This window comes from Enterobacter oligotrophicus, from assembly GCF_009176645.1.
GTDB lineage: Bacteria > Pseudomonadota > Gammaproteobacteria > Enterobacterales > Enterobacteriaceae > Enterobacter > Enterobacter oligotrophicus.
In genome coordinates this window covers 1,306,636-1,318,758 of the sequence record NZ_AP019007.1, presented here as the reverse complement: position 1 = coordinate 1,318,758, position 12,123 = coordinate 1,306,636, and the positions used below count along the sequence as shown (strand labels likewise).

Annotated in this window: 11 protein-coding genes and 2 pseudogenes; 9 read left to right on the top strand and 4 right to left on the bottom strand. The window is 50.5% G+C overall.

The genetic code is table 11. The annotated features are described in order from the left end of the window. Positions 1–114: 114 nt before the first annotated feature. From ptsG to EoCCA6_RS06230, 9 genes are all read left to right on the top strand, one after another. The gene (gene ptsG, locus EoCCA6_RS06270; protein ID WP_152081939.1) at positions 115–1,641 is read left to right on the top strand and encodes a glucose-specific PTS transporter subunit IIBC; all 1,527 of its coding nucleotides are present in this window, start codon (positions 115–117) and stop codon (positions 1,639–1,641) included. Continuing rightward, entirely contained in the window at positions 1,638–2,480 is an 843-nt protein-coding gene (locus EoCCA6_RS06265; RefSeq protein ID WP_152081938.1) for a glucose-6-phosphate isomerase family protein, read from the top strand. Before ptsG ends, EoCCA6_RS06265 begins: the two co-directional genes overlap by 4 nt. Continuing rightward, a complete protein-coding gene (gene hxlB / locus EoCCA6_RS06260; RefSeq protein ID WP_152084408.1) occupies positions 2,480–3,043 on the top strand; it encodes a 6-phospho-3-hexuloisomerase in 564 nt (187 codons plus the stop codon). Before EoCCA6_RS06265 ends, hxlB begins: the two co-directional genes overlap by 1 nt. A 24-nt stretch (positions 3,044–3,067) precedes the next feature. After that, positions 3,068–3,703, top strand: a complete 636-nt coding sequence (gene hxlA, locus EoCCA6_RS06255; RefSeq protein WP_152081937.1) for a 3-hexulose-6-phosphate synthase — start codon at positions 3,068–3,070, stop codon at positions 3,701–3,703. A 180-nt stretch (positions 3,704–3,883) separates the two neighbouring features. After that, the gene (locus EoCCA6_RS06250; protein ID WP_152081936.1) at positions 3,884–4,684 is read left to right on the top strand and encodes a nucleotidyltransferase domain-containing protein; all 801 of its coding nucleotides are present in this window, start codon (positions 3,884–3,886) and stop codon (positions 4,682–4,684) included. Positions 4,685–4,991: 307 nt separating this feature from the next. Beyond that, complete coding sequence (locus EoCCA6_RS21650; protein ID WP_152081935.1) at positions 4,992–5,858, top strand: hypothetical protein; 867 nt, start codon at positions 4,992–4,994, stop codon at positions 5,856–5,858. Positions 5,859–6,601: 743 nt separating this feature from the next. Then, positions 6,602–7,354 (top strand): HNH endonuclease, encoded by a 753-nt coding sequence (locus EoCCA6_RS21595; RefSeq protein WP_198440048.1) that lies wholly within the window; start codon positions 6,602–6,604, stop codon positions 7,352–7,354. 397 nt (positions 7,355–7,751) lie between these two features. Beyond that, positions 7,752–8,387: a hypothetical protein gene (locus EoCCA6_RS06235; protein WP_152081934.1), complete on the top strand. Its 636-nt coding sequence runs from the start codon at positions 7,752–7,754 to the stop codon at positions 8,385–8,387. A gap of 47 nt (positions 8,388–8,434) precedes the next feature. Then, a complete protein-coding gene (locus EoCCA6_RS06230) occupies positions 8,435–8,974 on the top strand; it encodes a hypothetical protein (RefSeq protein WP_152081933.1) in 540 nt (179 codons plus the stop codon). Positions 8,975–9,169: 195 nt separating this feature from the next. Here EoCCA6_RS06230 and EoCCA6_RS06225 read toward each other — a convergent pair whose 3' ends face one another. The 4 genes and pseudogenes from EoCCA6_RS06225 to srlA form a co-directional block, all read right to left on the bottom strand. Next, positions 9,170–10,183: a Gfo/Idh/MocA family protein gene (locus EoCCA6_RS06225; protein WP_152081932.1), complete on the bottom strand. Its 1,014-nt coding sequence runs from the start codon at positions 10,181–10,183 to the stop codon at positions 9,170–9,172. Positions 10,184–10,193: 10 nt separating this feature from the next. Further along, positions 10,194–11,174 (bottom strand): annotated as a pseudogene (gene srlE / locus EoCCA6_RS06220) (PTS glucitol/sorbitol transporter subunit IIB). Continuing rightward, positions 11,171–11,545, bottom strand: coding sequence for a PTS glucitol/sorbitol transporter subunit IIA (locus EoCCA6_RS06215; protein WP_152081931.1), 375 nt, complete (start codon positions 11,543–11,545; stop codon positions 11,171–11,173). Before EoCCA6_RS06215 ends, srlE begins: the two are co-directional and overlap by 4 nt. Beyond that, positions 11,542–12,068: pseudogene (srlA, locus tag EoCCA6_RS06210) on the bottom strand (PTS glucitol/sorbitol transporter subunit IIC). Before srlA ends, EoCCA6_RS06215 begins: the two are co-directional and overlap by 4 nt. Positions 12,069–12,123 lie beyond the last annotated feature (55 nt).

The window sequence follows — 12,123 nt, the reverse complement described above, 5'->3', positions numbered from 1 at the left end:
TTCGTCTTCGGTTGCTGTTTTTTTAATCATTTCGGGTTCGGATACTGAAAGTGTTCGGAGCAGAACCTGCTGTTGTGCGAATCCCTGTCATAAAGACGCGCTCAGGAGATCGAGATGAAAAGATTCAACCTTCTGCAAATGTTACAAAGCATCGGGCGATCGCTCATGATCCCCATTGCCATGCTGCCTGCCGCCGGTATTTTGCTGGCCTTCGGCGTCAGCTTTCAGGATCCCAATATTGTCGCCAGCCTGCCGTTTCTCGGCGCTGACTGGCTGGTTCACGTGCTGAAGCTAATGGCGGAAGCGGGTAGTGCGATTTTCGCTAACCTGCCGCTGCTGTTTGCGGTCGGCGTGGCGGTAGGGCTCAGTGACGATCAGGGCATTGCCGGGTTGTCGGCGATCGCCGGATTTCTGATTATGAACGTCACCATCGGCCAGTTTCTGGGGATCACGCCCGAGTCGGTGGCGCAGGTGCGTGACTACACGATGGTGCTGGGCATCCCTTCGCTCCAGACCGGCGTGTTCGGCGGCATCATCATCGGGATTATTGCCGCCTGGCTATACAAACGGTATTACCGCATCCAGCTTCCGTCATGGCTGGAGTTCTTTTCCGGCAAGCGCTTCGTGCCGATTATAACCTCCTTCGCCGCGCTGTTTGTCGGGCTGGTGATGGCGGTGGTCTGGCCGCCGGTCCAGCATCTGATTAATGGCCTGTCGAATACCATGACGGTGCAGGGACCGGGCGTGTCCGCCTTCCTGTTCGGTTTTGTCGAGCGGCTGCTGATCCCGTTTGGTCTTAACCATGTCTGGTGGCCGACGTTCTGGCTACAGTTTGGCGAGTACGTGAACAAGGCCGGGCAGGTGGTGCATGGCGACCAGCTCATCTTCTTTGCCCAGTTGAAAGATCAGGTGCCGATTACCGCCGGAACCTTTATGGCCGGGCTGACGCCGATCAAGATGTTCTGTATTCCGGCGATTGCGCTGGCGATCTACCACTGCGCCAGCCCGGAAAACAAAGCGCGGGTGAAGGGCATTATGCTCTCTGGCGCGATCACCTCCATCGTCTGCGGCATCACCGAGCCGATTGAGTTCTCCTTCCTGTTTGTTGCACCCGTGCTGTATGGCATTCACGCCGTCCTGGCGGGGCTGGTGTTCCTGCTGATGGAGTGGTTTAGCGTGCATATCGGGCTCTCTTTCTCTGGTGGGCTTATCGACTATCTCTTCTTTGGCGTTCTGCCGCGCGCGCCTCACTGGTACATGGTGTTCCCGGTCGGTCTGGTAATGGGAGCGCTGTACTACGCCCTGTTTACCTTTGCCATCCGCCGCTGGAATTTGCTGACACCGGGGCGTGAAGTTGAAGAAAGCGCAGTGACGCAGGAAAACGAACAGAACGACCTGGTGAGCGGCATCATTCTGGCCTATGGCGGGCTGGGAAATATGACCAGCATCGAAGCCTGCATGTCGCGTCTGCGCATTGACGTGACGGATAAGTCGCTGGTGGACAAAGCGCTGCTGAAACAGCTTGGCGCGGCGGGCGTCGTCGAGGTCGGGAACAACATTCAAAGCGTCTTTGGCATGAAATCCGATCGGCTGAAAGAGGCGATCCGCGCAGCTAACGCGTATACACAGGAGGCAAAATGAAACAGCTACACCACAGCGGCCTGCCGCTGTATCTCGATGACGATGGCGTGGTGGCGCTGAAACCGCCGCTAAACTATCTCGGCTTTGGCCGCAAAAGCGCCGGGCAGATGGCGGTGGTCTTACCGGAGTTCACCGAAGCGCTGCGTGATGAACCGGCTTACGATGTTTATCGCGGGCTCAGCTTTGCGGAGGATCAGGAACGGCTTGCTGCAGACCAGTACCAGTATGACATCACCATCATCATGCCGGGAACGATCGGCAAGGAGCGCAAGAAAACCAGCGGTCACTATCACGGCTATAACGACACGCGGCGCAACACCCATCCGGAAGTGTATGAGGTGATTAAGGGCACGGCGGCGTATATCCTGCAAAAGTCGCCGGATTTTGCCGTTGAGCCAAAAGATCTGCTGGTGGACGATCTTATCGTAGCAGTGGTGAAGGAGGGGCAGAGCATTATCGTGCCGCCGAATTACGGCCACTGCTCCATCAATATCGGCGACGGGCCGCTGGTATTCAGCAACCTGGCGTATAAACCCTGTGCAGTTCACTACGACACGGTGCAGTTTTACCACGGTATGGCCTGCTACATCGTGGAAGAGAACGGGCAACTCTGCGTGCGCAGGAATCATTACTACCCGCATATTCCGCGCATCAAATTCGCCACCGTCAAAGAGAACCCGCATCTTGGCATCACCTTTGATACGCCGCTTTATCAACGCTACCGCGCCGCGCCGGAACGTTTCCACTTTCTGGGGCATGTCGATAACTATGTCCGGGAAATCATGGGGATGCTCGAGTATCAGGATGATTTATTCCCGCTCTGCCAGGAGGACGCATGATGGAAACGCAATCTGTTGCAGGTGTTGCCTGTAGCGACCTGCATCAGGCGATGGCGCGGATTGATGGCGCTGCGCTGGCGCGTCTGGAGCAGGCCATCGCTGAAGCGAACGCGATATTTGTTTTTGGCGCAGGGCGTTCGCTGTTAATGCTGAAAGCTGTTGCGATGCGCCTGATGCATATCGGCCTGAAGGTGCATGTGGTCGGTGATGTGATAACGCCTGCACTGCAAAAAGGCGACCTGCTACTGTTGGCCAGCGCATCGGGCGAAACGGCTTCGCTGGTGAATGTGGCAACGAAAGCGAAGCAACTGGGTGGCGCTGTGGCCTTGCTGACCATTTTCCCCGACTCCACGTTGGGGAAACTGGCGGATGTGGTGGTCAGGATCCCGGCCTACACCGACAAACTGCCGGATGGACCCGAGAATGTGAAAGGCATTCTGCCCGGCGGCAGCCTGTTTGAAGAAGCCGTTATGGTGCTGGGGGATGCCATGATAGTGAATCTGGCCCAGTCGACGGGATATCGCTTAACCAAAGGTTTTGCGCTGCACGCCAACCTCGAATAAGTCATTCGATACAAGGAAACCAACATGAAATTACAGCTTGCCCTGGACGAGTTAACCCTGCCTGAAGCGCTGGTATTTATTGAGAAGGTGGTTGACGACGTTGATATTATTGAAGTGGGCACGCCTTTTCTTATTCGGGAAGGCGTGAATGCAATTAAAGCTATTAAAGAAAAATACCCGCATAAGGAAGTGCTGGCGGATGCGAAAATTATGGATGGCGGCCATTTTGAGTCGCAGCTGCTTTTCGACGCTGGGGCAGACTATGTCACGGTGTTAGGCGTGACCGACGTGCTGACGATCCAGTCATGCATCCGCGCGGCGAAAGAGGCCGGAAAGCAGGTGGTGGTGGATATGATCTGCGTCGACGATCTGCCCGCGCGGGTCCGCCTGCTGGAAGAGGCGGGCGCGGATATGCTGGCGGTACACACAGGCACCGACCAGCAGGCTGCAGGGCGCAAACCGATTGATGATTTGATAACGATGTTGAAGGCGCGCCGGAAAGCCCGGATTGCCGTGGCAGGTGGCATCAGCAGCCAGACGGTGAAGGACTATGCGCTGTTAGGCCCGGATGTGGTGATTGTGGGATCAGCGATCACGCATTCGGCAGATCCGGCAGGTGAAGCGAGGAAGATTTCACAGGTGTTGTTGCAGCATCACTGAGATTAGACGAGCAGAATGGCATCTGGCGCGATTGTGCGCCAGATGTCGACCAATAGTGGACATGCGAGTAAGTGAGTAAATTTTCTAAGGACATAACTGTTCCTTCAAAAAATATCTGGCCTGAATATAAACAACTCGATATTCTGAAATGCTTTGTATTTTTTGTGAACAGGAAAAAGTATGCTGAGTACGTTACCCGATTTACACAGAAGTTTTGCAGAGCAACTCAAACTTAAATTTCAGTCAGATTCGCGAATTCATTCCCTTCTTGCTGGCGGCTCGATGATTCATGGCGGATTTGATAAATACTCCGATCTCGATTTTGTCGTTGTCGTAGATCCTCTCTACTATGACGAAATTATGACGCAGCGTAGGGAACTTGCCGGAACATTAGGCCATCTGCTGCATGCTTTCACCGGGGAACATGTGGGAGAGCCTCGCCTGCTTATATGCCTGTATGGCCCTGAACTCCTCCATGTCGATCTGAAATTTGTCATCCTGGACATGCTCACTCAACGCGTTGAGGAGCCAGCGGTGTTATTTACCCGTGATAACACTGCTCTGAAGCGACAACTGGCAAAATTTAGTGCTCACTGGCCCAACATGACGCCGGAGTGGTTTGAGTCCCGAGCCTGGATCTGGCTTCATTACGCAGTGGTTAAACTGGGAAGGGGCGAACTCTTTGAGGCGATTGGTATGCTGGCATTCTTCCGGGAGCAGGTGCTGGGACCAATGCTGTACCGTCGCGCAAATCTACCGCAACGTGGGGTTCGCCGCATTGAATTCTACGGCATTGATCCTGATGGTCTGCTGACTTCCACGCTGGCAACGCACGATCGTGACTCCGTTGGTGTTGCCATCAGAATGGCTGTTGACGCTTATATCAATCTGCGGGCTGATGCTCTGCCTGAGAATATCGCAGATGATGCGGCACGATGGGCGGTTCTTACCATGTTGAAAGAGTATTCTGACAGGGGTTAAATTTATGCTCCGGTCGCTTACACGGCCGGAGTAAAAGTATCATCGGAGAGGCAGGCAATAGCCAAATCCCGAGGTGGATATCGCTATTTAGCGACTGCAATCCTTGCTAAAGCCAGGTTCAGGTGTGCGGGAAAGGGTAAATTTCAAATGTCGGCAGAGTGCCAACAGTGGAAGTTAGAGGGCCAGAGACTCTCTAAAAGTGATGGTTCTTTTTGCAGGGATACGTACAGTGGCGGCAGGTATGGTAGAGCTGATAAGCTATGTATAGAGTTAAAAATTCATTTAATCGCGAGATAACAGTCAAATTATGCAAAGAATTATTCCTGATAAAAATTGGTGGGATAACGAGAGTCATAATCGAAATGCAGCAACTGTATGCCCATACGCGAATTCGCATAGCTGCCCTCGATACCATGACAGTGTAGTTCTGCTTAAACGTAGCAAAATGATAGCGGGCATAACGGATACAAAAGAAGAGGAGTTGAGTGAGTATTGGGAAAGAACCAAATTTTCATCTTTATGTGATGAAGAATTACCCTCCGTTTGTTCAAATAAAAATGGAGGTGTTTCATCGCTCAGTAATTTTTGCCCTGAAATATCATATAAGTATTTTTACTATTATGCTGATTACATGTGTAAATATGTCGATGAAATAGATCAGGATACAGGTGTGCGTATTGCGAAAAACGATAATATAAAAAATGACTGGAAGTATTCATGGATGACCGTTACTCCTAGGTTTTATTTGGATTGCGATGTCTTTAGTCATGTTAAACAGTTCAATGAAACTTTGGGGAATGATTACTTAAAAAGATTGCACCCCAATATTGTTCAGCAAATAAGTAGAATGAATAATTGTTTAGATTCCAATGACCCGGCAGGAGCGTTGCACGCCGCCTCTAATATTTTAGAAACAATGGCGAAAGATATTTCTCAAAACCCAAATGTATCAAATCAATCATTGGGTGGTTTTTTTGAACAGTTCAAGAAAAAGTCAAACCTATCTAATAACCTTATTGTTGCGATTAAAGATATTTATGATTTGCGTAACAAATTACCTACTGCTGGACATGGAAGCCTAGACAAGCCTGAATTGACTATGGCAGATGCTATAGCTATTGCGGCAATGACAAAGGCGATATTAGAAATTGAATATCGAAGCAAGGCCATCTAATAAGTCAAATTCAACAACGCTTCAATTTCCCAGCGTTGTTGACGCTAGCAACAAGTCACCGCTGCTATAACGACAAAGAACGCAACCGCGCCGGTGGGTTTACTAAACCTACATACCCGACAAGGATTCCCGGATATGCCCAGGGCTATCAGTGAAACCCGGAGCCGCAGCTGGGGTGTATGCCCATGTTCGCATGGCCAATGTCAACTCAGCATTGAATTCACCGCAAGAACAGCAGCGTTTACTCACCTGCCCACTTTTAATAGCTTCATCTCGCGCTAGGCGCATTTGTACTCGAGCAGCCAGAAGAACTAACCGAGACCGGCCTCGGCCAGGTAACGGCTGAGTCCGCACTTTCTACGACCGTTTGCAGGAACATGCCCTGATGTTACGTACTTTAGTAGACCAGAATGACCGACTGCTTAGTGCCAAAAGCGGACATTGGTTGTACGTCTGGGCAAATATACAGTGTTATTTGCTTTCACCATAAAATAGGTACACTTTGAGCAAATTAACAGGAACATTTATCTGTTGCTAAAAAAGAAAAAATATTCTAGTTTAGACGCTTAGGGTGGACTGACTTAAAATTATAGGCCAAACAAAAGTAATAATGTGCCAGCATGCTTTGGGCAGGAGTTAACAGTAGTTTTTTGAATTTCAATAAATTAACGTCGGATGTTAATCTGGTAGAGCCAGATGAAACGTGTCGGCTCAATAAGGCATCATTCACTGAGTAGTAGCTATTGAATATAAAACAAATTAATTACTCAGCTGCCTATTCCTTTGCTGATACTGTTGTTTCTGCTGTGCGGAACCCATCAGAAATTGGAACAGGTGACATAATTGCTGATTTCTTTGAGTTTCGAACCCTGAATTTTTTTGAGCAAATTGAGAAGCCAAAAAAATACACTTTGCTTCATACCTTTATTTCCAGCGTAAATGGATTCGGAATACAGCACTACCTCGGAAAGGTTGATGCGGAAATCATCATATCTGACTATGGAGCATTACTTGATGGGGCAAACATTCCACGCCCAACATGGTTTACTGAACAAGATGTTAGCGATCATATACCTGAATTGAGAGAAATCATGGAGACTGCCACCGAAACAATTACTGAAGCAGCCTTCCAATTGCTATTTGCAGATAGAACATTTTTATATGAATTTAGTCTGTTTATTCAGCCATTTATTGCTCGGCTACAGCCCAATGAGCATCAATGCATTGCTAGCCTGGGAGTTATCAAGAGATCATACTTCCCCGTATGGTTAAAAAACGCAGTATTTCATCGTGACAAAGGAAGGTGCCAACTCTGTGGTTGTGATCTCACTAATATTTTAGTGCCAACAGAGTCTAGACACATAGATCATATGGTTCCGTTAAATGCATCAGGAACCAACGATCCGACAAATTTTCAACTCACATGTGAATCGTGTAACACATCTAAAGGGGCTCAAGTACTTGCAAACCCTCATTATACATATCCATATTGGTAGCCTAACAAGTGCAGGTTGTCGGATAAGTACTACGCTGCGCTCCGTACCTGCAGCAACTACAAGCGTCAATTTACACAAGGAGCCATCATGACTTTTTCAGACATGTTAAATGACAACGTCGTCCTGCTGAGAAATTTTCGTTGCGGCTTCGCTACACTACATAGATGCGCATGCGCGAGGTGTTAATGTCCGCTCCTCACCCACAGCGGACCTTTGGCTAAGTTAGCTTGTCCGTTCCATGCTAGGAGCGGACGTATCAAACTTCATAACAAGTAATGTCTGTGAGGCTGTTCACGCATTTTTTGTCTAAAGACGTTGTTTGACGTATTGCACTATTCTGATAATTGCTAAATGATGAAGAATTAACGATAAATGCTTTATAGCTATACGGGGAAGGATGATGGAAACTAAACTATCAACTAATTTTATAGACGTAATTGAAAATACTATCGGTAGACCACTGTTAAAAAAAGAGTTACTTAAAAGACCTGTGGGAAGTAAAGAATTAGTAAATCTTGGCATGGCTCTTAATGATTTTAATAATCAATATAAGCTACCAATTAAAAAAGAAACTGATTTGAGGCCTTCTATATCGCCAAGACTTGACACAATATACGATTTGGGTTTCAACTATGTTAGTCGTATACATGATGTCTCTCAGTTCCAAGGTGCGTTCACAGGAGAACTAAAAAAGTATTTACTATATTGTCACGGTTTAGTGATAGAAGACCCTTTGGTTTATCTTTTAGACTATTTTAGACCCGGTAGTTCTAACAATCAGCATGCATTAGCGAGGCTGCCAGCGATAAATTCGTTGCTTCTGGAGTACAGTGATATTTCCGATTTAATAAGGTCTGGCATTGTTTTCCCAGTTTCTGAACCCCAATGCTCGGATAATGAAGTACCTTATCCAGAAGATTGCTTGTTAAAAGAGTTAAGTAAAAGAATAATCGATAAAAATGACACAATCCCCCAACTTGCTGCATTTGTTTTAAGAGAACAATTTAGGAAAAACAGTTTCATAATAATATAGATTCATTTTACCCAAGTTTCGAGCATGTTAGTGTCCTTAAAGAAATAATGAAGATTCAGCAAGAAAAATTTACTCGCAATGAGATTATAACACCTTTTGGAACTAATGTTATCGGTAGCATTTCTTTATTGAATATGAACAACATTTCGATTAAAGATATTTGTTACATGAGAAAGCAAGAAGAGCTATTTTCGGAATGGAGAGGTTTCTTAAACTCCACATTTAGGGAACTATACAACCATTCTTCTGACTACACTGATCTGGATAATGAGTTTTTATCTGAGGTGAGGAGTGAGTTTTCTAATTTAGAAATGAGAGTAAATAATCGATTAAGTAAGGCATTCTCTAATTCATCATTGATTAACACTGGTAAAAATATAAGCATTGGCGCTGTTTCAGGTGCGTTATCAGGAATAGTAACTGGAGATTTGAAAACAACTTTCTTTATGACATTATTCGGCGGTATGCTTTCCGGGGGAATGCAACCAAGTGTTGAAGCAGTTTTAGACTTGGTGAAAAATGAATCTCGTCGTAAAGAGACGAAAGTTATAAAAAATCATTTCTTAACTCTCGGTTTACCATCATAGTAGAAATACACATAAAGGTATAGCTCATCTCTCGTTAGTATGCTTCCAATGGCTAGCGTATATAAGTATCTATGTCAGCTCTTCGCTCAAAGCTGGCCATGCTTTCTAATCATTCCTGTGCTTTGACTGGTTTGCTGGGTTAAGGGCTTTACCAATCTGACGTAGCAGAAAGGTACCGCCCTTAAAGTAATGGCATTATGGGCATTCAGGTTTACCGCTCTCCAGACTGCGATGCACCGCTTCGCAAATCCGGCTGACCGCCAGTCCGTCCACCGCGGTGACCGGGTACGGCGCTTTATACCTGACCGACCGCACAAAATCATTGATGGGGTCGATACCGAAACCGCTGGCGACGCCGTTGCGGTAATTGATGAAATAGCTGTTGGGCGTGAGCGTCATGCCCGGTGTAGTGATTTCCAGCCCGCGATGCTGTGAGGTGTTGCGGATATACGTTGTCTCGCAGAGAATATCGATACGCCCGTCGTTGTCCTTCGGAAAGCCCTCCGGCAACACCCACGAGTTTTCCACCACCCACGAACTGCCGTCGGCCATCGTCAGCAAGCTCTGCACGTTGTCGAAGGTGTCGAGGCCGCATTCAACCATCAGCCGCTTTTGTCCCACGGCATATACTGACACCACCTCCTGGCCGGAGAGATGGCGCACCAGGTCGAAGCAGTGGGAACCGAGAAACCACACCGGGGAGCTTGCGCCCGCCCAGTCCAGCCACTCCGTCGGCACGCTGATGACATCGTCCATGCTGATATGGCCGCGCAGGATCCGCCCGGCTTCCGGCTTCTCCAGCTCAGCCTTAATGCGCATTACTGCCGGGTCCCAGCGCTTGTGGAAATCGACGCCGACCAGCAGGTCCCGCTGCTGCGCCATCTCCACGATAAGCTCACATTCACGTACCGAGGTGGCGAGCGGTTTCTCCGCCAGCACATGTTTGCCGTAGCGCAGAGCGGTGAGGATGGACTCGGTGTGGTACGGGTCAGGCGTGGCCACCGAGACCACGTCGATGGCTTCCTCCTGTAGCAGGACATCCAGCCGGGTATAGCCCATCACGCCGTACGCCATGGCAAGGTCATCGCAGCGCTCTGTGTCGGTGTCACAGATAGCGACCAGCACCGTGTCCGGGTTGTGGCGGTACGCGTTCATATGGTGTTTGCCGTAAATACCTGCACCGACCACGGCGGCTCTGATTTTGTTCATCATTGCGTCCTCAGAATAAGCCCAGGGAAAACAGCCAGCCGATGATGACGGCCAGCGGTCCGGTCAGTTGTCTCGACAGCAGAAAGGCGGGTACACCTTTTGCGATGGTCTCCGGCTTTGCCTCCTGCATGGAAAGGCCTACCGGGACAAAATCGCAGCCGACCTGCACGTTGATGGCAAACAGCGCGGGCAGGGCGAAGGCCGGGGATATCGCGCCCGCACCAATCTGCGTGCCAATCATCACGCCAATCACCTGCGAGATGGCCGCGCCCGGCCCGAGCACCGGGGAGAGGAACGGAATGCCGCAAATCAGTGACAGCAACGCCAGCCCCCACAGTGAGTTCGCCAGCGGCGTCAGGGCATGGGCAATCAGGCTGCCGAGTGCGGTTTCCTGCACCAGGGCAATCAGCAGTGAGACAAAGGCCATAAACGGGATAACGTTGCGCAGCGACACGTCCACCGCCTCGCGGCTGGCGGCGAACAGCAGGGCGATAACGTGGCCGACAGCGGTGCCGGTCTGCTCGACCATGCGTACCAGCTTCTCCGCGCCACGGGGAGGTGGTGGTGTGGTGATAACCCGTGGTGCAGTGACTGGCACCGACTCCGGTTCACCGTCCGGGGCTTCGGCGGTATCCACCAGAACCAGTTGCTCCATCGTCACACCCGAAACGTAGTTATCCTAGGTAATAAACTGCGCCAGCGGTCCGGCGCGCCAGGTGGGGAGCACGTTGATGGTCGGAATGCCCTTCTGCGGGTAGAGGCCGCAGCGTAGAGACCCGGCGCAGTTAATCACCTCGCACAGGATGTCGTTATCTGGCGGAATGTCAGAGAAGCCGTTGACGATTTCCGATTCTGTGAGCGCGCCGATTTCTATCGCCACCGGATGAATCTCGCGTCCGGTCAGTGACAGCACCTTTTTGCCGCTGCCAACGGGCAGCCACAGCCCTTTACCGTAGCCGCCGGGACCGGGGGGAATAAGCACCGTGTTCATGGGCGTCCCTCCTCAATCACCAGATTGCCGTGCAGGTCATGGAGTTTCGGCACCGGGCCGGAGAGATGAACCGCGCCGACGTGGCAGGGATTCAGGTCGCCGTTGAACACCAGCGTCAGGTGGCCGAGCTCAAACAGCGCCTGCTGTGCACCTTTGCCAACACTGGTCACCAGATAATCATGGCCCGCCAGCAGCAGGTGGTCGCCGGGGAGTATCATTAGGCTCTCTTCCCGGAACGACGGCTCCAGTGACAGCGAGTAATCGAGGCAGTCCTTCGGCCCGTTGCTGTCGAAGGTGATGAGCATTTTGTCGGTGAGGCCGTCGGCGACAAACAGCCCGATGGCAGTAATACGTGCGCAGTAAATCATCATGGCGCGTTCCCCCGCTTGCTGAGCCGCAGGAACAGGTACTCGGTGATAATCCCGCGAATCAGGCCAATCAGCATGGCGGCAGCGATATAACGCAGCGCCAGCGAGGTGACGGGCAGGTCGAGCGCCTTAACCCCGGCGGCGACGCCGAGCCAGACAAACAGCTCTGAGGGCACCACGTGGGGAAACAGGCTGGTGAGGGGATGGGCAGTGGTGCCGAGCGCATCCTCGTAACCGGGCTTGCTCTTCTCGGGCAGAAGTTTGCCGAGCGTCAGCGCGCCGGGGCTGCTCATAAAGAACCAGCCGAGTACCGGCAGCACGCCGTAGGTGAGGATGCGCGAGCGGCCGAGCAGGGTGGCAACTTTCTCCATTCTGACGGTGCCGACCAGCTTCATCAGGAAGTTGATGGCCAGCAGCAGACAGATGAGCATCGGGATTAGCCCGGTCATCATGTCGAGAAAGATTTTGCCTGCGGTGCGGTCTGGAACAGGTGGATAAAGCCTTCAGCCAGGGAGACCAGAAACATGGCGGCCTCCTGTACTCAGTGCGATGGTGCATGGTTGTGGTTCGGTGTGCATAAA